Origin of the sequence: Nitrospirillum amazonense, from assembly GCF_007828045.1 — a bacterium.
Classification (GTDB): domain Bacteria; phylum Pseudomonadota; class Alphaproteobacteria; order Azospirillales; family Azospirillaceae; genus Nitrospirillum; species Nitrospirillum amazonense_C.
Map to the genome: position 1 here is coordinate 67,483 of NZ_VITN01000022.1, position 23,880 is coordinate 91,362.

Here is a 23,880-nt window from a genome sequence, read left to right on the forward strand (position 1 = left end):
GACGTCCATTGCGGAAAGGTGCGTAAGCAGCACGGCTCGCGTGCCTTGGGCGACCAATTTCACGATTTCCATGCTCAGGCTTGGCTGAGATGGGGAGAGAGGCATTCATATCCCTACGGCTGTTGAAAGTTGGCGAGCAGGCTTTCTTCGAAGGCTTGGAAATCTTCTGAATGGACAGTCGCACATGAAATGCTGAGCGCACTTGCATATTCGAACGCGGCCTCTTTTGCAGCGTTCTGATGCACCGCGATCTCGTCGGCGGACCGGTGCGGCCTTACTCGCCCAACGTCAGCAAGACGCCGCGCAAGAATGGCATTTTCATCGTCCTCAAGGAACACGATCATGTCCGGTGCCAATTGGACGAATGTGGTAGTGGGCACAATCACCAGACGGTCGTCGTTATCAATTAGGCTGTGGCCGTCGAAGATGATGTGACGGTTGGGATGACGACGGCGTAGCTCGGAAAATGCAGACGTGAGCCGGTCTTGATTGGCGTGAATATCCGACGCCGATGCAGTCCGCAACGCCTCGGTATCCGAAACAGCAGAGGCCTCTTTGAGAAGCGCGCTCGCACGGACGCTGTGCGCCCAGGGATGGCGCTGGGTGAAGGCAGACACCATTGTTGTCTTGCCTACACCAGAAATACCGAGAACAGCAATCACACGTCCACTCATAGGTCGAATCCCAACTTGATATTGGGGCGAAGGGCGGCATACCGCGCGGCATTCAATTCAGCGATTGATTGGGGCGGACTGCCATTGAAGACGCCCGACCGAAGAAGATTATCCAGAGTCGGGGGAGGCGAGATATGTCCGGCTAATAGAAAGTCGATGACCTTGATTGGACTTTTCGGCGAAGCCGCCAGCCCGTCCAGTTCTTTTTCGCTGAAGACCGAGCGTTTCGCTGTCAGGCGAATGAGGTCGTCAGTCGCAGCTGCGTGATTCACCTGCTCGATGATCCCAACCGTAGTTATGGATTGGGAAAAGTTGTAAGCCTCGTCCTTGGACATGTAGAAGAGCAGGAGATCCCCAGGGCGCAATTTCGTTATCTTCGCTCGGCATAGATAGACCTTGCGGATGGTATTTCCCGGCGTTCTATCACGACGATGATCGAGCATGCGGACTTCGCTAGGGAACAGTGGAAGCGTCTTGCCCTCGGCGATTTCCGGAAACAAGCGCCTGTGATAGTCAGGCCTAATGGGGATGCAGAACTTTCGCACCACCTCGCCATCGTAGAAACGGGGATAGACGAGACGGTCTTCTTCGCAGATTGAGGCCTTGGGTGCCGGGAGTGGCCCCTTAATCATGACCTTCTCCATTACCCATTCACCATTTCCTCGTTCCGCAGTGGCCTCAAATCCGTACGAGCGAAGCAGGTCGATGAGAAATCCGTGTTTGGGGAAAACGGTCAGGTAGACAAGGTCGTAACCATTTTGCTGTGAAAACCAGAGCACTTGCTTCAGGAGCAGTTCGCCGAACTTCTCGCCCCGGAACTCGTCCCGAATCTTGAAAGTGCAGACTTTTAGGATTTTTGGACCAGGGTTGACTGTACCGGCTTCGGCGTGGGCCTCATCCTTGCGAATTACGATACCGGCAATTTGGTCGTCAATCTCCAGCACCCAGCAGTCCCGATGCTTCTTTCGACAGCTATCGAACCAACCGTCAAACTCGGGGTAGTCTCGCCGAAGGCTTCCTAGTATTGGTTCCTTCGGATCGATCTCATAGGCCTTCCGTTCCTCGACATAGGGCAGCCTAACCGCTTTCGCCTGGAAGGTCTGGCGCAACCATTCAAGCGCTTCTTCTACCGTCAGGACGCTTGCGCCAATTCCCGCGCGGTCCGCCCTACGATGGAGGCCAATATCCTCGGTTACAAGGAAGTCCACCGCTTTTGCGTCGAGTACCGCCAGGAGCCGGACATCGGATCGATCATTGTCGCGCTTAATCTCGCCAAATCGGGCAATCAGGTCTGCCTCGGGCGGCAAGGGAATATCGCGTAATTGGGGAAACTTTGCGAGCTTACTCAACGTCACTGCCCGGCGGGCGGCATCTTTGTCTCGGGCAATATCGTCATAGTTGGCGCCATCAACGAACAGTCCAACGGAATTTTCGGTACAGAGCCGGACCAGTTCGGCAAGTGACGCTTGAACCGGCTGAGCGTCCTCAAGCCTGATTACGATGTTTGTGTCGATAAGGAGTTTGAAGCCGTTCATCGCTCAACAATGAAGTGTATCCCTCGTCAAGGTAACGGAATGATTGCGGCGGCACAAACCCGAACTCATCCTTAAGTTCGGCGACATTCAACTGCTGATTCAGTGTCTGGACTTTATCCAACAAAATGGCAAAGCCGTAGGCCAATCCATCGAAGTAAGCATCAAAATCATGTCGTTCGATGCAAGCCGCTTCGCCATGGTCCTGCCAGATTTGCTCTACGGGCAGGCGGAGAACGTCCTTGATCCTGGCGTAGCCGACGATGGCCTGCACAGGGCTGGTCGAATAAATCAGCACGGTGGCGCCAATAGCAGATGCCTCGGGAAACTTTCGCCGCAGTTCGACGGTCTTAAGGCCGCTCAAAATCTTTGAGGCGTACGTCGGGCGAATGCTCACGAGTATGTCCCGCTTAAACAGCGGCATGGTATTCATAGCATACTCGTCCTTTTTCCCTGAATTCCATTAAACCAAGGCGCGAGTCTTGTGCCAAGTAGAAAGACGCCTTCCCGGCAAGCCGCTAACATCGCCCATGAATTTAATCGCGGATTCCCACGAAGCCCAACGGAATTCCGACCTGAAGCTGTCGCTGCTGAGTTCGAGGCGATAGGCGTTAGGACGAGGCTGTCGAGAATGGCGTCAGCGATGGTGGAATCGCCGATGATTTCGTACCAGCGGTCGACCGGCATCTGGCTGGTGATGATGTCTGATACGGATGCGCCTAAACGTGACTGGAACGTTTAGGAGGATCAATTACGGACCCCGCTGCGCTGGCTGAATCAGATGTTGGTGATGCCATTGAATTGGCGCGAAAGCGCCCGCAGCCTCTCCGCTGTTTTCGGGGAGGAGATACGTTGGGGGACCATGTCCACAGTCCCACCGTATTGCCCGGTCACAGCCACCTGAGGATCGCCGCCCTCCACCCTGTGAAAGAACAGTTGACCAATGGTCTGGCCTGGATAGAGGGCCAGCGGAGTTTCCCCGAGGTTTCTGAGTTCAAGGGTCAGGCTGCCAGCGAAACCCGGGTGGATGCCGACGGCCGTGGCGTTGATCAGACCTAACCGTCCCCAAGTCGATCGTCCAACGACATAGGCCATGAGGTCCGAGGGGAGTCGGATGTATTCCAGCGTCGTAGCCAGGATAAACTGGTGCGGATGAATGACGATCGATGCCCCAAGAGGCACGTATTCCTTCCGGTAAAGGCTGGAAAAAGAGAGTTGGCTAAGCTGCCTCGAAGCTTCGGCGAATTCGTCCACAACTCCCGTTGCCGAAGCAGTCACCAACGCGAACTCAAAACCCAAGCGTACGTCCACCGACGCCTGACCGGGTCTCACCTGACCTTGGGGATCGAGAAGGGGACTCACGACTAAGCGCTTCGCCAAATCGTGCTCCTTCAAACGAGCCCAGATCGCCTGCCCGTCGAGGACACTCATGCCGCATCCTCCCAAGCATGGCGGGCTTCGGCGAGTTCGACGGCCTTCACGAGCAACGCATGCACCCGTTCCATGCGTTTCGCATCCTCATTCCCGTAGGCGCCGTTGGGTGAGGGGATCACGTCCATCCTGGTGAGTAACACGGCCCAGCCCACATTCAGGATTGTCGCCAAAGCCGCTGGGCGGAGGATGCCTTCCTCCTCTGCTTCAATGGGTGGAATCAATGCGCAGAGGGCATTAAGGTGGCGATCAAGATCCGCCTCGAATTTGTCCGGGGTATATACGAGGTTCGCGAAATTGGCCTTTAGATAATTTTCACAGCAGGAATGGACCACGTCATGGACCTCTTCCATATAGGCGACCATTTCTGTCATGATCGCCGCATCGAGTTCGGGGTGTCCGCCTGCCTTCAGCATTTCAAAGGCCTTCAGCTTGTCGAAAAGATCGTCGGGATCAGGGCAAAGCGTGAGGCCGGGACTGTTGATGTCCTTCCTTAGCTCGACGCCGGTCCGGGAGAGGAAGACTTGGGCATAATTTGTTCCATGAGGGCTCTGCATCTTTCCGAAAAGCAAACTCCGCCGCAGGTCACTCGGCGGATGAGTCTCGGCGATCCCCAAACTCGGCCATGACATTTCCAGGAATCCAAACAGGGCAAAGTAGAACGCAGGTCCCACGATAATATGAGCTACAGAATCTGCCGCGAGTTCCTCTATCCAGTTGCTCAAAACCTTAATCACCCGCATTGTTTCAGCGGTCTCCAACGCGTTCTTCCCAAGGCGTCCAGCAACTCGTTCCAGTAGATCGGCAGCCGCGTCCGATCGTCCGTTAAGACCCTGTTCGATGTCTGAGCTGATACGTTCAAAAATCGCGTGCCCTGCCTCATGGGCCACAACGGCGAAATATGGCAGCATTCCGAGTGAACGGCTGGGAACCGTTACCCGATGGATCGGCCACTCGATGCCCTTCATGGCCTCCTGCAAAGAAGGCGACGGGTCTCGGACCTGGAAATAACCGGGCCCAAACTTAGCAAGCTCGTAATTGGGCGCGTGCTCAGCCCTGAAGAATGTGGTCCGGTCGATACCTAATTGGTCCAACCACCGCTGGAGGGGGCGGACCAATTGATAGGGCAGTTCGGACGCTTCTGCGCCTTTCAGATCGCCCAAGCACTTGACCGCGAGCTGGCCAAGTGCTGCCGCATCGACGACAAGCTTGTTTGCCTGATCAATGCCAATCTCCGCGTCCCTCGAACTAGATAGGTAGGCGTTCGCGGTGTCAATGATTCCCCTCACAATGGCAAGCCAGCAGTAGGGGCCGGGATGCCTTCCAGGAAAGGTCGTCAACTGGAGGGCAGCCACCTGCTCCTCAAGCCTGGCCAGGAACAGACCGTTGGCCTTTCTCGCGTTTTCGAGTGGCATCAGGACCTCAGGCCATCCCCAGTGTCATCGGCGCCCGCAAAGGGCGAAAGGCACTTTCGAGCTTGAGTGCCTCTAGCAATTTGCACAAAAATTCCGCAACCGCCCCCTTGGTTTGCTCCGCCGGCACGTCTCCTTTCTTTAGGAGGTCGATGACTTCATTTGCGGCGGCGATATGGTCGGACAGGTCTTCGCCGTAGACGCTATTCAGATAGCGAAAGATCATGGCGAATGCCTCGAACGCCGGCTTATCGTCCGCCTGAACGAACAGGCTCTGGGCGCGGACAATCTCCATCCCTCGCCGGGCACCGGAAAACATATCCGCCAATTCATCGAGAACCTCTTCTCTACGAGAATTGGTTACCTCGCCGTCACGAACTATCACCAATCCGTCTTCTAATGCATGGCGGAGGCCAATCTCTGACATCGGTCCGATATGTGCGAACAAGATGGTTCTCCCCTTATTGGTAGCCGTCCTTTACGGACAACAAATGGGCGCACTAGGATCTGTGCGCCGGGAGGCGATACCGGTAGTCGAATATAGCATTGTCAAGCCGAATCTGGAAAGAGTCCATTTGAGTCAGTGGGTTGTGGAAAAAAAGATGAGTCATTATAGGTGGTTAGGCCTCTATATCGGATCACTATCGCCGTAGTTTTGCCGGTGCCGCAAATGCGGTGATGAACCCACGGCGGCCCACGCCCAGCGGCTGAAGGCGCCAACCGTCGCTGAGCTTGCTCAGGATCGCAGTGTCCTCCAAGGGCTCCTTCACAGTTTCATGGTCAACCGCAGTACGCCGTTGAGCGCCTTGCCGAAGTCGGAGTCGGCCAGCCGAACCTCACTGCGGCTTTCCAGGCCAAGCGCTGGGCACGGGCCACTCAGGCGGAAGTCGCGAACATTGATGCCGACGGCCAACGGTAAACCGACATACTCCCCCCTCATCAATCGGCGGGATCGTGATATTCGGGCAGCTTCTGCCCATCCAACCATCGTCGGGCATCGTGCGAGAAGCAGCCGTCGTTGGCCGGATCGCGGGCGATGCCGCCCACCACCACGTCGCCGACCTTGCCCGTCTTCAGCAGGGGGACTGACCTTGCTCGTGCACCAGGCCACGTTGCGATGGCCTTCGACCCGCACGGACACCGTAGTCCCGCCGGGAGGGCGCCGCCGCCAGGGTCGGCGCGGTGGACAGGGCGCCCAGCGCCACGAGGGAGGCAAGGCCCACCTTGCCCGGAAAAACCATACCGATCATAGCGACCTCGCGCCCAGGCGGCCGAGGGCCAATAGATGTCGGGCCTCAATTAGATAATAAATGAAGACAAAATTGGGTAAAATCGCCCAGAAAACCAGTGGCATCTTATCATTGCCGTTCACAGCAAAGACACAATAGTCCAATAGAGCCGAAATGATTCCAAAAAAGATAATTTGCAATATTGACACCGACTCTCGATAAAATCCAACATTTGGAATCCGCAATACCACAAGACGCTTATGAAATGGAGTATACTGCATCGTGTATAATGTGACCTCCCGCGACAATCCTTCGTGGAGAAGGTCATGAATTCCAAACTTCATCAATACTCTCTTAATGATTTTGTCCCCAATCTCGATGAATGGCACCTTGGTCACACCTGTTCTCAGGTCATGGGTAGACGATCCAAATCTCTTCATTACGCCAGTATGTGATTCCATTTCCGCCTCTACCGGTTCGATCAGAAAGATTTCCTTGGATTCGGAGGGATGGGCCGACACGGACAGCGGAGGCCCATCCCTCACAAAATCGTCAAAAGCCCACCACGGCCCATGTGCCATCGGGCGCCTTCAAGAAAGCCAATTCCGCAGTGTCGGTCCGGTCCTTGCCATCGACGGGTTCGGTGACCGAAAACGAACAGACATAGGCCGTGCTGCCCTGGGCGGGCTTGCATTCGCCCTTCTTGATCTTCGCCTTCACCTCCGCCCTGGGCTGCGGCTTCGCCGAGCGGTCCGAGGTGGGATGCATCAGGTCGGCCAACATCTCCTGATGTTCCTGGGCGTACTTCACGTACGCGGCCTGCATGTCGGATTCCGACGGGCCGCCATCGCCACAGGCGGTGAGCGCCATTAATGGAATCAAGGCGATGCCGACAAAAGCGGTCTTCTTGAACAAGGTCATCTGGTCCCCCTGCCTGGTGGATGTGACGGAGCGACCCGGGCGAAAGCCCAGGGTCCCATACGGATACGTTGAGTTTGGAAACAGCAGGGATAGGCGCGCCCAAGGGCACGGTCACGGTGACCGCCTACCTGCTACCCTGTTGGATTGTGTGCGGTTCAGCCCGCTATTCGGGGCTTCGCTTCGATCAAACGCGCTCCGAAGAGCATCACGCAGCCGCAACCGATCGAACTTGGCATCGTCAGCATTAGACAAGCCCCCGTGTTGTGCCCGGCTGGCGCCGGGCAGGTGACTACGCGCACACGGACGCGTCCCGCCTATTTTCCCTGACAATGGGCCGTAACCCGTTGGCAAATAGGATATTTCATTCAGCGAGCTGCCCGACAAAGCGGGATGCCCGTGTGTGCGCGTAGAGCGATGCCCGGCCGGTAGTCACACCACCGGGCACAACGGCAATATCGCGGAGTGGTGCCGGAATTTAAAGGGATCTCTTTAGCGGGCGCCTGCGATTGAACGGACCCCAGCCCCCGTCTTGCCGGCTACGACCGAGCCCCCGACCACCCCCTTGGTGGCGGGAAGACTTCGGATAGCACTGGCGCGTCCGCTCGCGTCGCACGACTTTGGTCGAACGGCAAGAGCGGTCCACGCCGGTAGGATAGCGAAACAGCCATGCGCACAGTACAACCCAGTCGCGTATTCGATCGATTGACACTACCCGAGAGCGGCGGCACGCTGAGCTAATCATGACACACGCCCCCGCCCTTTCGCGCATCGCCACGGCCCAGCCGTCGCGCCTCGGCGCCAAAAAAATAATCCCGGCCGCGTAAGGCGTCGGGAGGGTGGAAGACCCTTTTCCGTAAAATTCCGACGTCCCGCGCGGCCCGCATCCTGTGAGAGCCGCCACCGCCCGATGATACGGGCCGTGGCGCCATGCAATCTCCGATGCAAGGCAGATCCCCGCCATGATCGTTCCAGATTCCCTGGGCTCGCCCCAGGACCAGGAGCCCGCACGCGCCGATGCCGGTTGCGCGCTGAGGCTGGAAGAAATCATCGCCGGCGTTCTATTTGAGCGAGCGATGGCAACCATCGATGGGTTGGCCGAGGCCCTGCGGCGGGGCGGTAGCGCCATCGCGGTCGAGGCCCCATCCGCGGGATGGGTGAACCTGATCGTCGAGGCCATCCGCCGCCATCTGGATTTGGCGAACGAACAGGAACCCGACCCCGCCGCCTTGCCCGACTACGAGGAGGACATCGATGGCTTCGCCGCAGTAGACGCCTTCCTCCTGGGATACGAGCCTCCGCGTTGGCATTGGATCATCCAGGATGCAGCGCCAACGATCGCCGCGAACCGGCAACAGGTCGGACGCGCCCTGAGCGAGGGCATCGGGGTCATCGGGGCATCCCATTCGTTGGCCTGCCTACCCGAGGATCTCCGCCGCGCGGTCGATTTCCAGGTCACCGTACCGGCGCCGGACTGGCCGGCGATCCAAGAGGCGATGGTCGTCCTTGCCGGCACGGCCCCGGCGGGCGACCTGCCTGACTCATTGTGCCGAACCCTGGAACCGGATGATTTCCTGCTGGCCGCCCGCCCAAATGAAAGCGCCGACGCATGGCTGGCACGACTGAGGGACCTGGCGGAGGCCAAGATGCCTCGGTTACCTGGCCCAGTCCTCGCGGACCTCCACGGCATGGACGGAGCGGTGGCGTGGGGATTGGATTTAATCAAGGATCTGGGGGACTACGCCGATGGCGTCATCCCCTGGACAGCGGTGGACCGCGGCGGCCTCCTCGTCGGGCCGCCGGGAACGGGGAAGACCACGTTCGCGGGCGCCTTGGCGAAGACAGCAGGCGTGCCGCTGATTACCGGTTCCCATGGCATGTGGCAAAGCCTGGGGCATCAAGGCGATATGCTTCGCGGCATGCGGTCTACCTTCGACCAAGCCCGTTCCCTGGCGCCTTGCATTTTATTCATCGACGAAATTGATGCTTTCCCAAACCGTTCCAAGCTGGAGGGACGGAACAGGGATTACATGGTGCAGGTGGTGAACAGCCTATTGGAACTGCTGGACGGGGCAATCACGCGCGTCGGCGTGGTAGTCATTGGCGCTTGCAACAGCCCGGACGGCCTCGACCCGGCCCTTGTTAGGCCTGGCCGGCTCGATCGCGTCATCGATATCGGGCTGCCGGATGAAATGGCCCTCGCGAATATCCTGCGGCACCACCTGGGCCCGGACCAGTTGCCGGATGCGTGCCTGCGGGAGGTGGCCAGGGCCGGGTTGGGCGGCACCGGGGCCGACTGCGAACAGTGGGTCCGAGGCGCCAGAAGGCGGGCTCGCCGGGCCAACCGACCACTGACACCGGAGGATCTGCTGTCCCAGGTGCCGCGGTTGCCAGCCTGGTCGAGCGACTTCGTCCGCCGCCTCTCCATCCACGAGGCAGGCCATGCGGTGGCCGCCGCACTGGAATCACCCGGCACCCTGATGGGCGCTTCGATCAGGCCGGGCGGTGCCATGGCCGGCGGCGTCCTTACCCGTAACGCCGGACATGGTACGGCCTCCGATGTCCTGGCCCGGATCCGCGCCATGTTGGCGGGGCGGGCGGCGGAGGAACTGGTGTTGGGGTCCGGCACCACCGGCGCAGGCGGCAACGCCGAAAGCGACCTGGCGCAAGCCACGGTATTGGCCGCCTCCCTGGTGGCCAGCTACGGCCTGGATGGCGGCTTGACCTGGATGGGCGAGATTACAGCGGCCAACGTGGCGGCCGCCCTTCGGGCGAGCCCGACCCTGGCTACCCAGGTCGAGAGGCTGCTGGTGGACCAGCACCGATGGATCACCGACCTGCTGGGACGCCACCGGCCGGCGCTGGAAGCCGTGGCGGCGCTATTGCGGGAACGGGAATCCGCCAGCGGTGCGGAGATCGAGGCCGCGGTAACCGCAGCCTCGATCGGCGATAGGGAGGTGACGGCATGACGGACCGCTCCAGGGCGACCCCGCCCCTCCATGGCCCGCTGAAACACTAAACCCCCGAACGAACCGAACCATGCCGAGGCTAGGGATCATCCCCCGCCAGGCGCGAGCACGCGCCGGGCAACGCCCTCCCTTTGCCCGGCTGAACCGAAGATCTGGCCCCCGACAGCCCATGCGGCATCCGGGGCCTGCGGAGGCGAAACCGATGGAACGATTGATCGCCCAGCACCTGCATCTCCGGCGCCATGGCCTGGCTGAATTCGGCTGGGCCCCCGCCGCTGCGGAGCCCCCTTTCCCCGAGGCGATTGCCACCCCCACGGTAGCTGGGGACGGCTCGAACGACTCGGATTTCTGGCTACCACCGACACCGTCCACCGCCAGCCGCAGGCCACCGGCCCGATCCCGCGGTCACTGCGGCGGCTCCCTGGTAGATCCAGCATCCAACCGGGAACTGCTGTTCGAAAGCCATTTGGAGCGAAACATCGCCCTGGTGGCACTAGCCGACCGGCGCATCCTCGGGATCTGGGACCAGCCCCCGGCCGTGGATTACCGGGATGAGCACGGCAGGGGCCGGCGGCACACCTTCGACTTCCTGTTCGAGGTTGTCGGCGGCACGCGGATCGCCGTTGCCGTCAAGCCCTCGGCCAAGGTCGAACGCAGCGGCATTGCCCGGACGCTGGACCTCATCAGAAGGCAAGTCCGAGGCTTCGCCGACCATTACGCGCTCAGAACCGAACGGCACGCCACGCCGACCATGGTTCAGAACGCCGAATGGATCCTCCAAGCGCGGAGAATGCGCGATCCCGGTCAGGTCGCCGCCATGGCCAAGTTCACGGCGACGATGGCGGAGCCGGCAGCCATGGCCGCTGTCGTCATGCAGTCCGGCCTGGGACCGGGCGCGTGGAACGCCCTCGTCAACCTTATCGACGAGGGGGCCGTCGAACTCCCGGACGCGGGCGCGGCCATCGGAGAACTTGCGCTCATCCGCCCCGTTCCGGCCGGCACCGGCGCAAGGGAGGCCGGACATGCCTGAGAGCCATCCTTCCGAGGCCACGCGCTTCCGCTTCTCGATGGATGACTACATCGCGGTCGACGGCAAGGCCTACCGCCCGGTGTCGGTCGACCGGCGCGGGCACATCCTGCGTGGCCTTGAGCCCGATGGGGACGGTCCCCTGGCGGAGTTCCGGCACGAGGACCTCTATGCCCTGCATGTCGACGGCCGCCTGACCGTCCGGCCCGGGTGGCTGGGCGCGGGGGCATTCCAAGCCCGGCGGCGGAGCGACGCCGAGAACCTCGCGGACCTTCCGGAAACCGAGCAGCACACGATCCTGTGGCGGGCCGAGTGGTGCGACAGGTTCCTCCAGATGGAAAAGGACCTGCCATCGATGACGCGCAGCGACCGGGCGATGACCCTCGCGATCCCGCAGATCCATGCGGCCGTGGCCACGCTGGAGGCCGCATGGCAAGGACAGGGCGGGCGCAGGGCCCGCGCCGGCAGCAAGGTGGCCGTCAGCCACCCGCCGTCACCCGCCACGCTGCGGCGCTGGCTGCGGCTGTACCAGGCGGCCGGCTACAACGCGGTCGGCCTTAGGGAAAATTGGCGGCGGTGCGGCAACCGGCTGCCGCGGGCCGACGGGGATTCGCACGCCTTCGCATTGGCCGGCGCGCGGGCCTTCCTCGACTCGCGGCAGCCAACCAGGCGCATGGTCTATGACTCCTACCTGGCCGAGTTGGAGGACGAGAACCGGCGACGGGAGGAGGCGGGCGGCCCACTCCTTGCCAAGGTCAGCCCGCGTACCTTCAACCGGCACATCTCCAACCTCGACCCGTTCCAGGTCCAATGCGGCCGCGAAGGAGTGGACGCGGCACGCCGGAAGCATCGGATCACCGCCGCCGGACTCCAGGTTATCCGCCCGCTGCAGCGAGTGGAGATCGACGAATGCAATTTGTCCCTGCAGGTGCTGTTGACCGCCGCCGGCGCCTGGGCACGGCTGACGGCGGAGCAGAAGAGGCTGGTCGAGCGGACCCGAGCCTGGGTCACGCTGGCCATCGACGCGGCCACCCGCTGCATCGTGGCGCTCAGGGTTTTCGCCGATCCACCATCGTCGGCGAGCGCCATCGCCGCCATCGAGATGGCGATCTTCGATAAGACCCACCTCGGCCAGGTGGCCAGCGCGCAGTCGCCCTGGAACATGTGCGGCCTTATCGAGGAGGTGGTCACGGATTCGGGCTCGGCTTTCATCGCGCGCGAGACGAAGACCGTCCTCACCAGCCTCGGCATCCGGTCCATGAACCCACCGGCGAAGATGCCGGAGATGCGGGCCCGCGTGGAACGTGTCTTTGGGACGCTCCAAGGCCATTTCGTCAAATATTTCTCGGGCCAAACCTTTGAGAATGTTGTGATCAGGGGTGACTATGATGCCCAGGGAAACGCTTCCATCGACATGGGGGAGTTGAACCGCACGCTCGTGCGATGGGTCGTCGATGCATATCACTGCAGCGCCCATGAGGGCCTCGCCGGCGAGACGCCGGCCAGCGCCTGGCGACGGCTGACAGCCAAGTATGGCGTGACACCGCCCCCGGACGCCCGGACGCGACGCAGCGTCTTCGGGCTGTCCTGCACCCGGCACATCCAGGGCAAGGGCGTGCGCGTCCTCGGCATCCATTACCAGTCGCCGGAACTCCAACGGTTGCGGCGGTCGACGCCGGAAGTGGAGGTTCGGGTCGATCGGTTCGACCTCGGTGAAATCTCGGTGAAGGCGGGCGACGGCTGGCTCACCGTGAAGCCGGCCGTGCCCGGCCTCAACCTGCACCGCGTGACCTGGTGGGAGTGGACGGCCACCGCCGCCGACCTCCGGCGGCGGCATGCCGACGCGGCCAGCCTGGGCATCCCCGTGGTCCGGGAGGCGCTCTCCACCATCCGGCGGGAAGGGCTGGCAGCGGCCGAACGCGCCGAACTCGGCTCGCCGATCATCGGAGAGGAAGCCCTGGAGCGGGCTGAGAAGGACCTCTTCCTGAGCTTCGCGTTCCAGGACGACGGCACGCGCGGCGCCGACCTGTTGGAGGGCGTCCCCCAAGTCGCGGACCAGCAGCAAGCGGTCCATCCAACCCCGCTTGCCCCAGCCCGGCACGGCCCTGACCCGGCTGACGATCCAAACTGGAAGCATTTCCAACGTGACCAATTCGAAATCCATGACGAAGACGAGGAGTGAACGGAATGCACAAGACGCACCCGAGGCCGGGCCTCGCCCCCACGACATCCAGGGCCGACATTGCGGCACAGCGCCAGGAACTCGGCCGGCGCCTTTCGGAGGTCTACCTTCCGACCGGCCGGGACCGGTCGCTGGCGCAGGAACTCGGCTGGTTGGTCGACCACGTCGCAATGGCGAGGGCCGGCGGCCATTCCGCCGGCGGCATCGTCGCCGTGGTCGGTGACGCAGGCGCAGGAAAGACGCGCGCCGTTTCGCACGCGCTCGACCGCATCCCCGAACTGCAGGGGGACGCCATCCTCCGGGTCCTGGCGCCGTCGCCCTGCACGCCGAAGGAATTGGGCAGGAGCATCCTGCGGGGCCTCGGCTACGAACTGCGGCAGCAGAGGCTCACCGAACCGGAGATCTGGCATATGGTCCGGTGCCAGCTTCAGGCCACCGGCGTCAGTTTCGTTTGGGTGGACGAGGCCCACCATGCGATGGGACGTTGTAGCGACGCCCACCTCATGGTGTTGAGGGACACGCTCAAGTCCTTGGTGCAACAACGCGATTGGCCGGTCGGACTGGTCATCTCCGGCCTTCCCATCGTCTCCGGCCTCCTTGGGGGCGACCGGCAGATCGAACGGCGGAGCCGCACCTTAAGTTTCGACCGCATGGCATTCCCGGCCCAGGCGCCGGTGATCCGGGAGATCCTGGAACGCCTGGTGGTCGGGCAGGCCCGGATGCGGCTACACGAGGAAGTGGCCACCGACGACGAATTCCTCCACCGGCTATGCCATGCGACGGAAGGATGCCTTGGCTCCCTGGTGGACATGTGCCGGGCGGCGGTTCTGTTCGCCTTCCAGCGGGACGGCACCGATGCCGTCGTGGACCGCCGGGATTTCGCTATCGCCTACCAGGGCGAGCGCGGTTGTACGGACGACCAGAACATCTTCCTGGTCAGGGACTGGCTGGAAATCGACCCCGCGAACTCCCGTCTGCGGGAAGCCTCGCCGGATCCGCGGCAAACGGCGGTCCAGGGAAAGCGGGGGCGGCGATGAACGCCTGGCGCGCCAAGGTCCCGCTGGGGGATGGCGAGGACCTCGTCAGCTTCTGCCGCCGCATGGCCATCGTCAGTGGCAGTCCCACCCTGGGAGGGTTCCTGACCGATATCGGCACGACGATGCCGCAGGTCGTGCAGGGCACCGACGAAGCCGTCCGCATTGCGGCGGAGTTCGGACGGGTCGATGCCGACCGGCTCCGCGCCGTGACCCTCAAGCGGGACTTGGAGGGTCCCGTTCACGCCCGTGGATACCGGTTCAACGGGCATCCGGTGGCGCAGCGCCATGTCGAACGTTCCGTCATGCGCCTCTGCCCCCTGTGTCTGGCCGAAGACCGGGAGCGATGGCCGGATTTGCATGGGGCCGCGCCGTTCATTCGCGGGGAGTGGCAACTGAAGTGGATGCGCGCCTGCCCGGTTCATGCCATGGCCTTGGTGGCCGATGGTGAATGGCCGGCAATCGGTCCGGGCTTCATGCAAGGAAACCTGACGCCGCTTCAACCATCAGGAATGGAGGCTTATCTGCGTCATCGCGCAACGGCCAAGCCTTCTTCGGGCGGTAAATGGCTGGAAGGATTGCACCTTGGCTCGGTCGCGGATTTTTGCGAAGCGGTCGGCCTCCTGGCCAACATGGAGCACGAGATCGCGGCGAATAAGATCAAGGCAAGGGCGCTATCCATTTACTCACTCTCGCTCGCGGATCGACATGCGGCTGGTGATGTGGGTTGGCAGATTCTAAGCGGTGGCCCCGAGGCGTTCCGCCAATTTATTAAGCGATTTGCCATAATGGCATGCACACGTGGCGGCATCATGAAGCCAGGCGGCATCCTGGGTCCCTTGCATGTCCAACTGGCTAAACGTCCATATGACAATGCGTTCGACAGCATCCGCAACATGGTCCGCGAGACGATCGCCGACTCGACGCCGATCGCCCCCACAGCCCAGATTTACGGGGCTCCATTGGGAGAGCGGTCCATGTCGTCCATCCATGTGGCGGCCAAGGCAATGGGATTACACCACAAGTGGTTGCGCAAACTCCTTGTCCTTGGCGGAGTGATTACCAACGGCGGCCTTGTGTTCCGTATGGATGGGCATACCGACGCGCTCCTGCAAGAGATCGCGGAGACAATGTCCCTGAAGCAAGCGGGCATCTACATTAATGCTCCTCGTGTCCAAATGCGGTTGCTCCTGAAATCCGGCATTCTGCAAGCATCTGCAGCGGGTGGCGATGGTAAGAGCACGGAACGATCCTTCTCCAAGCGAGATCTTGACGAATTCTTGGCAAAACTGACCAAGAATCATAAGACAAATGAAGACGATGTTGCCAGAATTTATAATAAAGAATTGTTTACGATCCCAGATGCCGCAAAAAAGGCGCGTTGCTCAGCGGTTGATATCATCCAACTCATCTTTGATGGTCGAATTGGCACTATTGAGGATCGGGATGACTACGGTTACATGTCCGTACATGTGTCACCGGCCGAAATTCGAGGAATTTTATACGGATCGAGGACCGGCCTGTCACTGCAAGAAGCAGCCGAACAAACGGGTTGGGGAAGAAATTTGATCACCTTTTTGGTAAACGAATCTTTGCTTCCGTTTGAAGTAGTGGAGAACCCTGTTACCCGCCTGAAGCAACGAATGGTGACACTAGAGTCCTTACATGACTTCAAAAAGAAGTATGTCGTTGTCGACGACTTAATGGAAATATTCAAAGGAAATCGCAACGATGTCAAAAAACAAATAAGTGATCTTGGCATAAATCCCGTACGCCATGACCGTATTGGACTTCGGATTTATAATAGATCAGATATGCCTGAATGGATTATATACAGAATAAATAGGCCATCATTCTGCGAAAAACCACCTTTCCGATATCGATAAAAAAACTAATGAAAATGGCCCAGATCGATATCTGGGCCATTTTCATTTGTGCCCTCGGTTGCCGCTCACCATAAACGCGAATGGCCTGGGTTGAGCCAAACTATGCAAACCGTCGCGGCAAATATCAAGTCCGCAATTTTCCAAGTCCACAAAATTTTATATATTTATCAACGGCTTACCAAGCCATCGGTCGCCTATTGAGGCAACCTTTGGCGCGCTCCACACACAAGGCATTGTGGCCTGACCTAGCTATATTGAAGCCCGCCGCACAGTAACTTGCGGCGGGCTTTTTATTTCGCAATCTAATCTTTGTTTCCCACGAAGGGAAGCACCGCATCCTGACAGCACCAAGCGCTGGGCGGCAGGGACACGACTGCATGCCTTGCAGTCGGCACGCGAAAACACTAGCGCGTCTTTAGCGCTTCTTCACAGCCCGCCGCCCACCACCGAGCCGTCCTTGCGGCGCGACAGCTGCACCTGGCCGTCCACGCACTTCACGTAGGTCGTCTTGCCCGGCGTCAGGCCATCGCAAATGATCACCAGGGCCCGGGGCAGGGCGCCGAACTCCTTGGAGCCGCGCACGCCGGCGTTATAGGTGTCGAGGTAGGTCTTCAGTGCCGCCTTGCGGACGGGCTGGCCATTTTGGTCGATCATCGGCGGTACACGCTCCCCCACGGACTGTCGCGGGATCATCGCCCAAAGGGAACGCGCGCCGCCAGCGGCATTTCACGAAAAGGAAGCGCCCCGGCGCCCTCACGGCAGGGGCAGGCAATCCGGGTTCAGCTTGTTGGCAGTCTTGCCGGTGTAAAGCTGACCGTCCTTCAAATAGACGGCGCCGGTGAAGCTGCCGCTTTTCCACAAGGGCTGGCAACTGGTGGTGCTGAGCACGACCAGCTTGCGGCTACCGCCGGCCGAGGTGGTCACCAGCAGGTGCTGGCCGTCGCTGTACAGCGTGCCCTCGATGGGGGCCACGGCGGCATCGGCGGTGCAGGTGGTCCCGTCCTGCTGGCTGATGGTCAGCGGCCCCTTCCACGACTTCGCCTCACCTCCGGTGGCGGGGCCCAGGTCCAGGGTCAGCACATCGGCGCGGACCTTGCCCGACGCGGGCTCCACCGGCTGATAGGGGCAAACCACGGGCAAATGGCGCTGGGGGGCGGCCTGGGCCGCGACGGGCAGAAGCAGCGCCGCAGCGCAGGCGAAAGCCCTGCCTTTGGAGAAGATCATCATGGGCGAACCGGTCCTTCGACGAGCCTGTCGTTCATAAGAATCTTTTTTCCGCGACGCGGGAATACACCTCCTCTGTTGCGGTAAGCCTTTAGTGGGGAGCCGCTGGCGGCACGCAAAGCGGCCCTAGCTTATGCGCTTTTTCCCCCAGGCGCAGGGTCTGCGCCGTCAGGCTCACGTCACCGGAAAACGTGGGGCTTTTCCATAACGTCCGGCAATTATTGATATCCAAGAAGTAAATTCGACGCTCGCTGCCCGAGTAGGTGGAGACGACGACACGCCGGCCGTCGGTGAACAACGGCCGCTCCACCAAACTGACGTCCGGATCCGCCGTACAGGATGTCCCATCAGCGTGGGTGAACACCACAGGCCCCTGCCAAGCCTGTGGTTTGAGCGGGTCATCCCCCGCCCCCAAATCAATAGCGCCGCCTGCAACCGGGGCCTTGCCAACGCCAGGCTCAAGCGTCTTGTATGCGCATGCCTGGCCCACCGCCGTGGACGTGTAGACGGTGAAGGCAATGGTTAGGATATGGATCGCTTTCATGACTGGGCAGCCGAGTTAAGCTGAATGCTGGCATAAGGGCGGCCGAACCGCTCACGGGGCGTCAGCCTCCGGCAGGCAATGCGGCCCCAGTTTCCAGGCCTTGCGGCCGGTGTGCAGCACCGTCGCCGTCAACGCCACGCCGCCGGAGAAGGCCGGGCTTTTCCACAGCACCCGGCAGGTGGCGGCTTCGATGAAGAAGACCGTCTGCTGTTCATCCGCATAGGTCGTCATCACGACGTTCTGGCCATCGGTGAAGAAGGGCCGCTGCAGCACACCGGTGTGAAGGTCGGTGATGCAATAGCTGCGGTCCGGCCGCGTCATGATGATGGGACCGCGCCATGTCTCCGGCGTCTTGGGATTGTCGCCCGGCCCCAAATCCAGGATGACCCAGCCCATGCGCATACGGCTGGGGCCGGGTTCAAACGGCTGGTAATTGCAGGCCGGCACGCCCTCGGCCGGGGCGCGCGCGGCCGCCGGCCGGGTGGCCGGAAGACACAGGATCGACAGGCACAGGACAAGGATGGGAAGACGGCGGATCCGCATGGCTGGGCGGCTCCTGCCCGCCCCATCAAGATCTGAACGCGTTGGCCGTTCACGCGCAAGGGACCCTAAAGAGTATGCGTCACGCGATGGGCTTCACGCTGGGCAGGAATTCCCGGCCCCGTTCCACCAGAAATGCTTTAACGGCCGCCGCCGCCGGCGCCAGGCGCTTGTCCGACCGCTTGGCCAAGAACCACTGACGCACGATGGGCAGGCCTTCCACATCCAGGGGCGCCAGGCGGCCGCTTTCCAGTTCCGCGGCGATGGTATGGGCGGAGATGAAGGACAGGCCCAGGCCGGCCATCACCGCCTGCTTCACCGTCTCATTGCTGCCCACCTCCATGCTGATGGGGGGGTGCAGGTCGGCCTGGGCGAAGAACCATTCCATCAGCATGCGGGTGCCAGACCCGACCTCGCGCACCAGGAAGGTCTCGTGTGCGAATTCCGCCAGCTTCAGGTGGCGGCGCCCCACCAGCGGGTGGTGCGGCGGGGCGATCATGATGTGCGGGTGGTCGCCGATGGCATGCATGTCCACCTGCAAATCCCGGGGCGGGCGGCCCATGATGGCGATGTCGATGCTGTCGGCCTTCAGCGCCGCGATGATGTCCTCGCGGTTGCCCACCATCAGCGACAGTTCGATCTGAGGGTATTCGGCGCGGAAGGCGCCCAGGGCATAGGGCGCGAAGTATTTGGCGGTGCTGACCACCCCCACCGCCACGCGGCCGCCGGACAGGTTGCGCAGCGCCTCCATGGCGGCGGCGCAGTTGTGCAGCTCCGCCTCGATGCGGGTCACCGTCTCAATGACCTCGCGCCCCGCGTCAGTGGGCTTGAAGCGCTCCCCCAGCCGGTCCAGCAGGGGCACGCCCAGCAGATCCTCCAGCGCCTGCACCTGCATGGTGACGGCCGGCGGCGTCACGTGCAGGCGCTTGGCCGCCGCCGTCACCGAACCGGTTTCCGCCACCGCCGCCAGGGCGCGCAGCTGCTTCAGCGTCACGTTGCGCATGGGCCCCCGTCACACTTTCAGAAAAACTGAACGTGAAGCTAAGTTTATTCGAATTTTCTAACAAGGCAATCGTCCGCACACTCCTCTCAAGAACGACACGGGGACTGGGAACCCGGCTCACAACGGGAGGACATCATGGCGGACGCCACGACTTTGGCACGGCATCTGGTAGCCTGGAGCAATGCTGCGCATAACGGCGCGGCCCCCAACGACATGGCCTACCGGCGGGCGGACGTGGTCCGCACCATCCTGGCCCTGGCCGACGCCGGCCTGGCCATCGCCGACCTGGTGGCCATGGGCCCCCTGGCGGGCGAGATGGCGGCGGTGCGCGGCGAAAGCAACGGCGACACCCAGAAGGAACTGGACCTGCGGGCCCATGACATCGTCATCGACCGCCTGGCCGGCGCCCCGGTGGCGGTGGTGGGGTCGGAGGAGGCGGACGCCCCCGTCCTGCTGGATCCCGCAGGCACACTGGCAGTCGCCATCGACCCCCTGGATGGGTCCAGCAACATCGAAACCAACGTCTCGGTCGGCACCATCTTCTCCATTTTGGGTGTGGAGGATGCCGACGACCCGGCGGCGGCGCTGCTGCAACCCGGGCACCGCCAGCTGGCGGCGGGCTTCCTGGTCTACGGGCCGCAGACCGCCCTGGTCCTGACCCTGGGATCGGGCACCGAGATCTTCTTCCTGGATAAGCGGCCGGTGGCGCCCGTGGTGTCGGTGCAGGCGGGCAATGGCTGGGCCGCCCCGCCGCCGCCCACACCCACGGCGGAATTCGTCCGCATGACCGGGCCTGTCGCGGTGGCGGCGGAAACGAAGGAATTCGCCATCAACGCGTCGAACCAGCGGCACTGGGCACCCAGCATCCGGGGCTATATCGACGATTGCCTGGCGGGGTCGGACGGGCCTCGGGCCAAGAACTACAACATGCGCTGGATCGCGTCCCTGGTGGCCGACGCCTTCCGCATCCTGCGCCGGGGCGGGGTCTATCTCTACCCCACGGACGAGCGCGCCGGCTATCGCACCGGCCGCCTGCGCCTGGTCTATGAGGCCAACCCCATCGCCCTGGTCATCGAGCAGGCCGGCGGAGCCGCCACAGACGGGCAGACCCGCATCCTGGACCTGACGCCCGGCCACCTGCATGAGCGCACGGCCTTGGTCTTCGGGTCACGCGCCGAGGTGGAGCGGGTGGCCAACCACCATGCCGCCCCACCCATCCTGGCCGATCGCGCCCCCCTGTTCGGGCAGCGCGGCCTGCTGCGCGCCTGACGGAAAGGGCCCAGACCATGTCCATCCGCCATCCCATCATTTCCGTCACCGGCTCGTCCGGGGCCGGCACCACCTCGGTCCGGCAGATTTTCGAGCACGTCTTCCGGCGCGAGGGGGTGAACGCCGTCTGCATCGATGGCGACGCCTATCACCGCTATGACCGCGCCCAGATGAAGCAGGCCATCGCGCAGGCCGACAAGGACGGCGACCACCATTTCAGCCATTTCGGCCCGCACGCCAATCTGCTGGGCGAGTTGCAGGAGCTGTTCCGGCGCTATGGCGACGACGGCACGGGCCGCACCCGCCACTATGTCCACGACGCGGGCGAGGCGGAGCACTATGGCTGCCCCCCCGGCACCTTCACCCCCTGGGAGGATCTGCCGGGCCCCAGCGACCTGCTGTTCTATGAAGGCCTTCACGGCGCGGTGGTGGCCGACGGCTATGACATCGCCGGCCATGCGGACCTTAAGATCGGCGTCGTGCCGGTGATCAACCTGGAATGGATCCAGAAGATCCACCGCGACCGCACCGCGCGGGGTTACAGCACCGAAGATGTCATGACCACCATCCTGCGGCGCATGCCGGATTACGTCCGCTACATCTGCCCGCAGTTCACCCAGACCGACATCAATTTCCAGCGGGTGCCCACGGTCGACACTTCCAACCCCTTCATCGCCCGGTGGATACCGACCCCGGACGAATCCATCGTCGTCATCCGCTTCCGCAACCCGCGCGGCATCGACTTCCCCTACCTGCTGTCCATGATCGCCGGCAGCTTCATGTCGCGCGCCAATTCCATCGTCATCCCGGGCGGCAAGCTAGACCTGGCCATGCAGCTGATCCTGACGCCGCTGATCCTGCAGCTGGTCGAACGCAAACGCCGCGCCGGTTGAAGGAGGGACACCGCCATGACCCCCACCCTATCGCTGCGCCAAGTCGAAAGCGCCGAGCCTGACACCCCCCCTGAGCTGGCCGACATGGCCAACGCCGTGCGCATGCTGGCGGTTGCGGGGGTGGAGGCGGCGAAGTCCGGCCACCCCGGCATGCCCATGGGCATGGCAGACGTCGCCACCGTGCTGTTCACCCGGATGATGCGCATCGATCCCGCCCGCCCCGACTGGCCCGACCGCGACCGCTTCGTCCTGTCGGCCGGCCACGGCAGCATGCTGCAGTACGCCCTGCACCATCTGCTGGGCTACGCCGACATGCCCATCGAGGAGCTGAAACGCTTCCGCCAGCTGGGATCCAAGGCCGCGGGCCATCCGGAATACGGCCATGCGGCGGGCATCGAGACCACCACCGGCCCGCTGGGCCAGGGCCTCACCACCGCCGTGGGCATGGCGCTGGCGGAGCGGCACCTGAACGCCCGCTTCGGCGACGCCCTGGTCGACCACCGCACCTATGTCATCGCCGGCGACGGCTGCCTGATGGAGGGCATCAGCCAGGAGGCCATCGACCTGGCCGGCCACCTGAAGCTGTCCCACCTGGTGGTGCTGTGGGACGACAACGGCATTTCCATCGACGGGTCTACCACCCTGTCCACCGGCACGGACCAGCCGGCGCGCTTCAAAGCCTCTGGCTGGGCGGTGGAGCGGGTGGACGCCTACGACCATGAGGCCATCGAGGCCGCCCTGAACCGGGCCCAGGCCAGCGACCGCCCCACCCTGATCGCCTGCCGCAGCGTCATCGGCTATGGCGCCCCCACCAAGGCGGGCACCTGCGGCGTCCACGGCGCCCCCCTGGGGACGGAGGAGGCGCAAGGTGCGGCGCGGGCCCTGGGCTGGGACAGCCCGCCCTTCACCGTGCCGGACGACATCCTGGCCGCCTGGCGCGCCGTGGCCCAAGCGGGCGGGCAAGCGCGCGAGGCCTGGGAACGGCGCCTGGCCGTCCATCCGTCCCGCCTGGATTTCCAACGCGTCATGGCGGCCGATCCCGGGCCGACCCTGGCCGACGCCCTGGCCGCCTATCGGCAGGAGCTGGTGGAGACGGCGCCCAGGATGGCCACGCGCAAGGCCTCGCAACTGGTGCTGGGGGTGGTGAACGCCGCCACCGACCTGACCGTGGGCGGATCCGCCGACCTCACCCATTCCAACCTGACCCAGACCAAGGGGATGGAGGTGATGGACGCCGGCGCCTACGCCGGACGCTACATCCACTATGGCATCCGGGAGCATGCCATGGCTGCCGTGATGAACGGCCTGGCCCTGCATGGCGGCGTCATCCCCTACGGAGGCACCTTCCTGGTGTTCTCCGACTATGCCCGGGGCGCCATCCGCCTGTCGGCCCTGATGGGCGTGCGCGTCATCCATGTGCTGACCCATGACAGCATCGGCCTGGGCGAGGACGGGCCCACCCACCAGCCGGTGGAGCACCTGGCCATGCTGCGCGCCACGCCCAACCTGCACGTCTTTCGACCCGCCGACGCGGTGGAGACGGCGGAGTGCTGGGAACTGGCACTGAGCAGCCCCGGCACGCCGTCGGCCCTGTGCCTGTCGCGCCAGGACCTGCCCACCCTGCGCCGCGACGCCTCCTGGAACCGCAGCGCCGCCGGCGCCTACATCCTGCGCGAGACGCCGGGCCCGCGCGACGCCACCCTGCTGGCCACCGGATCGGAGGTGGCGCTGGCGGTGGAGGCGGCGGAGCGCTTGGCCGACGAGGGCATCGCCGCCGCCGTCGTGTCCATGCCCTGCTGGGAGCTGTTCGAGCGCCAGCCGCCGGCCAACCGCGCCATCGTCCTGGGCAACGCCCCGCGCATCGGGGTGGAGGCGGCGGTGCGCTTCGGCTGGGACCGCTGGCTGGGTGACCAGGGCGCCTTCATCGGGATGCCCGGCTTCGGCGCCTCCGCCCCCGCGCCCGACCTCTACCGCCATTTCGGCATCACCGTCGACGCCATCATGGCCGCCGTCCGCGCCCGCGTCACCCACGCCTGAGGTCTTTTCCGTTCTAGGACGCGACTGCGTCCGCCGGAGATTTCCGGGGAGCGTCGTGGACTGGAAATCGAGGACA

21 protein-coding genes and 1 pseudogene are annotated in these 23,880 nt (G+C 62.9%); 8 read left to right on the top strand and 14 right to left on the bottom strand.

Annotation, left to right across the window (positions count from 1 at the left end):
• Nucleotides 1–113: 113 nt before the first annotated feature.
• The 9 genes and pseudogenes from FBZ89_RS24930 to FBZ89_RS24970 form a co-directional block, all read right to left on the bottom strand.
• Nucleotides 114–674, bottom strand: a complete 561-nt coding sequence (locus FBZ89_RS24930; RefSeq protein WP_145753131.1) for an AAA family ATPase — start codon at nt 672–674, stop codon at nt 114–116.
• Nucleotides 671–2,209: a GNAT family N-acetyltransferase gene (locus FBZ89_RS24935; RefSeq protein WP_145753133.1), complete on the bottom strand. Its 1,539-nt coding sequence runs from the start codon at nt 2,207–2,209 to the stop codon at nt 671–673. Before FBZ89_RS24935 ends, FBZ89_RS24930 begins: the two co-directional genes overlap by 4 nt.
• A complete protein-coding gene (locus tag FBZ89_RS24940; protein WP_145753135.1) occupies nt 2,160–2,639 on the bottom strand; it encodes an ASCH domain-containing protein in 480 nt (159 codons plus the stop codon). The genes FBZ89_RS24935 and FBZ89_RS24940 overlap by 50 nt, the downstream gene beginning before the upstream one ends.
• A gap of 141 nt (nt 2,640–2,780) precedes the next feature.
• Nucleotides 2,781–2,914: pseudogene (locus FBZ89_RS24945) on the bottom strand (ATP-binding protein); the annotation flags it as partial.
• A gap of 69 nt (nt 2,915–2,983) precedes the next feature.
• On the bottom strand, nt 2,984–3,637 hold the full coding sequence (gene dcd, locus FBZ89_RS24950) for a dCTP deaminase (RefSeq protein ID WP_145753137.1): 654 nt from the start codon (nt 3,635–3,637) through the stop codon (nt 2,984–2,986).
• Entirely contained in the window at nt 3,634–5,052 is a 1,419-nt protein-coding gene (locus FBZ89_RS24955; protein WP_145753139.1) for a hypothetical protein, read from the bottom strand. Before FBZ89_RS24955 ends, dcd begins: the two co-directional genes overlap by 4 nt.
• Before the next feature lie 7 nt (nt 5,053–5,059).
• A complete protein-coding gene (locus FBZ89_RS24960) occupies nt 5,060–5,497 on the bottom strand; it encodes a hypothetical protein (RefSeq protein WP_145753141.1) in 438 nt (145 codons plus the stop codon).
• Nucleotides 5,498–6,295: 798 nt separating this feature from the next.
• Nucleotides 6,296–6,859, bottom strand: coding sequence for a hypothetical protein (locus FBZ89_RS24965; protein WP_145753143.1), 564 nt, complete (start codon nt 6,857–6,859; stop codon nt 6,296–6,298).
• Nucleotides 6,831–7,199 carry a hypothetical protein gene (locus FBZ89_RS24970; RefSeq protein WP_145753145.1) on the bottom strand — a complete coding sequence of 123 codons (369 nt, stop codon included), beginning with the start codon at nt 7,197–7,199 and terminating at the stop codon, nt 6,831–6,833. Before FBZ89_RS24970 ends, FBZ89_RS24965 begins: the two co-directional genes overlap by 29 nt.
• A 959-nt stretch (nt 7,200–8,158) precedes the next feature.
• On the opposite strand from FBZ89_RS24970, the gene FBZ89_RS24975 reads away from it, so the two are divergent.
• From FBZ89_RS24975 to FBZ89_RS24990, 5 genes are all read left to right on the top strand, one after another.
• Nucleotides 8,159–10,165 carry an AAA family ATPase gene (locus FBZ89_RS24975; RefSeq protein ID WP_145753147.1) on the top strand — a complete coding sequence of 669 codons (2,007 nt, stop codon included), beginning with the start codon at nt 8,159–8,161 and terminating at the stop codon, nt 10,163–10,165.
• 202 nt (nt 10,166–10,367) lie between these two features.
• A complete protein-coding gene (locus tag FBZ89_RS31030) occupies nt 10,368–11,195 on the top strand; it encodes a PDDEXK family nuclease (protein WP_186457568.1) in 828 nt (275 codons plus the stop codon).
• A complete protein-coding gene (locus tag FBZ89_RS24980) occupies nt 11,188–13,374 on the top strand; it encodes a Mu transposase C-terminal domain-containing protein (RefSeq protein ID WP_186457569.1) in 2,187 nt (728 codons plus the stop codon). Before FBZ89_RS31030 ends, FBZ89_RS24980 begins: the two co-directional genes overlap by 8 nt.
• A gap of 5 nt (nt 13,375–13,379) precedes the next feature.
• A complete protein-coding gene (locus FBZ89_RS31970; protein ID WP_145753151.1) occupies nt 13,380–14,411 on the top strand; it encodes an ATP-binding protein in 1,032 nt (343 codons plus the stop codon).
• The gene (locus FBZ89_RS24990; protein ID WP_186457570.1) at nt 14,408–16,294 is read left to right on the top strand and encodes a TniQ family protein; all 1,887 of its coding nucleotides are present in this window, start codon (nt 14,408–14,410) and stop codon (nt 16,292–16,294) included. The genes FBZ89_RS31970 and FBZ89_RS24990 overlap by 4 nt, the downstream gene beginning before the upstream one ends.
• 426 nt (nt 16,295–16,720) lie before the next feature.
• On the opposite strand, the gene FBZ89_RS24995 is transcribed toward FBZ89_RS24990, so the two are convergent.
• From FBZ89_RS24995 to FBZ89_RS25015, 5 genes are all read right to left on the bottom strand, one after another.
• Nucleotides 16,721–16,948 (bottom strand): hypothetical protein, encoded by a 228-nt coding sequence (locus FBZ89_RS24995; RefSeq protein ID WP_145753155.1) that lies wholly within the window; start codon nt 16,946–16,948, stop codon nt 16,721–16,723.
• Nucleotides 16,949–17,047: 99 nt separating this feature from the next.
• Nucleotides 17,048–17,521 carry a hypothetical protein gene (locus FBZ89_RS25000; protein ID WP_145753157.1) on the bottom strand — a complete coding sequence of 158 codons (474 nt, stop codon included), beginning with the start codon at nt 17,519–17,521 and terminating at the stop codon, nt 17,048–17,050.
• Between the two features lie 88 nt (nt 17,522–17,609).
• On the bottom strand, nt 17,610–18,062 hold the full coding sequence (locus tag FBZ89_RS25005; RefSeq protein WP_145753159.1) for a hypothetical protein: 453 nt from the start codon (nt 18,060–18,062) through the stop codon (nt 17,610–17,612).
• Between the two features lie 51 nt (nt 18,063–18,113).
• On the bottom strand, nt 18,114–18,605 hold the full coding sequence (locus FBZ89_RS25010; RefSeq protein WP_145753161.1) for a hypothetical protein: 492 nt from the start codon (nt 18,603–18,605) through the stop codon (nt 18,114–18,116).
• A 79-nt stretch (nt 18,606–18,684) separates the two neighbouring features.
• Nucleotides 18,685–19,605 (bottom strand): LysR family transcriptional regulator, encoded by a 921-nt coding sequence (locus FBZ89_RS25015; RefSeq protein WP_145753163.1) that lies wholly within the window; start codon nt 19,603–19,605, stop codon nt 18,685–18,687.
• Between the two features lie 135 nt (nt 19,606–19,740).
• Between FBZ89_RS25015 and FBZ89_RS25020 the strand changes: the two genes are divergently transcribed.
• From FBZ89_RS25020 to tkt, 3 genes are read left to right on the top strand one after another with little or no spacing between them, the layout of a single operon-like run.
• Complete coding sequence (locus FBZ89_RS25020) at nt 19,741–20,874, top strand: class 1 fructose-bisphosphatase (RefSeq protein WP_145753165.1); 1,134 nt, start codon at nt 19,741–19,743, stop codon at nt 20,872–20,874.
• Between the two features lie 17 nt (nt 20,875–20,891).
• On the top strand, nt 20,892–21,767 hold the full coding sequence (locus tag FBZ89_RS25025; protein ID WP_004273407.1) for a phosphoribulokinase: 876 nt from the start codon (nt 20,892–20,894) through the stop codon (nt 21,765–21,767).
• A gap of 15 nt (nt 21,768–21,782) precedes the next feature.
• On the top strand, nt 21,783–23,804 hold the full coding sequence (gene tkt / locus FBZ89_RS25030; RefSeq protein ID WP_145753167.1) for a transketolase: 2,022 nt from the start codon (nt 21,783–21,785) through the stop codon (nt 23,802–23,804).
• The last annotated feature ends 76 nt before the right edge of the window (nt 23,805–23,880 follow it).

Bases quoted from the DNA above. Each gene is read 5' to 3' on its own strand.
- FBZ89_RS24930 (WP_145753131.1), bottom strand. From the start codon at position 674: ATGAGTGGACGTGTGATTGCTGTTCTCGGTATTTCTGGTGTAGGCAAG.
- FBZ89_RS24975 (WP_145753147.1), top strand. From the start codon at position 8,159: ATGATCGTTCCAGATTCCCTGGGCTCGCCCCAGGACCAGGAGCCCGCA.
- FBZ89_RS25020 (WP_145753165.1), top strand. From the start codon at position 19,741: ATGGCGGACGCCACGACTTTGGCACGGCATCTGGTAGCCTGGAGCAAT.
- FBZ89_RS24935 (WP_145753133.1), bottom strand. From the start codon at position 2,209: ATGAACGGCTTCAAACTCCTTATCGACACAAACATCGTAATCAGGCTT.
- dcd (WP_145753137.1), bottom strand. From the start codon at position 3,637: ATGAGTGTCCTCGACGGGCAGGCGATCTGGGCTCGTTTGAAGGAGCAC.
- FBZ89_RS31970 (WP_145753151.1), top strand. From the start codon at position 13,380: ATGCACAAGACGCACCCGAGGCCGGGCCTCGCCCCCACGACATCCAGG.
- FBZ89_RS24995 (WP_145753155.1), bottom strand. From the start codon at position 16,948: ATGATCGACCAAAATGGCCAGCCCGTCCGCAAGGCGGCACTGAAGACC.
- FBZ89_RS24990 (WP_186457570.1), top strand. From the start codon at position 14,408: ATGAACGCCTGGCGCGCCAAGGTCCCGCTGGGGGATGGCGAGGACCTC.
- FBZ89_RS24980 (WP_186457569.1), top strand. From the start codon at position 11,188: ATGCCTGAGAGCCATCCTTCCGAGGCCACGCGCTTCCGCTTCTCGATG.
- tkt (WP_145753167.1), top strand. From the start codon at position 21,783: ATGACCCCCACCCTATCGCTGCGCCAAGTCGAAAGCGCCGAGCCTGAC.
- FBZ89_RS31030 (WP_186457568.1), top strand. From the start codon at position 10,368: ATGGAACGATTGATCGCCCAGCACCTGCATCTCCGGCGCCATGGCCTG.
- FBZ89_RS25005 (WP_145753159.1), bottom strand. From the start codon at position 18,062: ATGAAAGCGATCCATATCCTAACCATTGCCTTCACCGTCTACACGTCC.
- FBZ89_RS24955 (WP_145753139.1), bottom strand. From the start codon at position 5,052: ATGCCACTCGAAAACGCGAGAAAGGCCAACGGTCTGTTCCTGGCCAGG.
- FBZ89_RS25015 (WP_145753163.1), bottom strand. From the start codon at position 19,605: ATGCGCAACGTGACGCTGAAGCAGCTGCGCGCCCTGGCGGCGGTGGCG.
- FBZ89_RS24970 (WP_145753145.1), bottom strand. From the start codon at position 7,199: ATGACCTTGTTCAAGAAGACCGCTTTTGTCGGCATCGCCTTGATTCCA.
- FBZ89_RS24940 (WP_145753135.1), bottom strand. From the start codon at position 2,639: ATGAATACCATGCCGCTGTTTAAGCGGGACATACTCGTGAGCATTCGC.
- FBZ89_RS24965 (WP_145753143.1), bottom strand. From the start codon at position 6,859: ATGGCACATGGGCCGTGGTGGGCTTTTGACGATTTTGTGAGGGATGGG.
- FBZ89_RS25000 (WP_145753157.1), bottom strand. From the start codon at position 17,521: ATGATGATCTTCTCCAAAGGCAGGGCTTTCGCCTGCGCTGCGGCGCTG.
- FBZ89_RS25025 (WP_004273407.1), top strand. From the start codon at position 20,892: ATGTCCATCCGCCATCCCATCATTTCCGTCACCGGCTCGTCCGGGGCC.
- FBZ89_RS25010 (WP_145753161.1), bottom strand. From the start codon at position 18,605: ATGCGGATCCGCCGTCTTCCCATCCTTGTCCTGTGCCTGTCGATCCTG.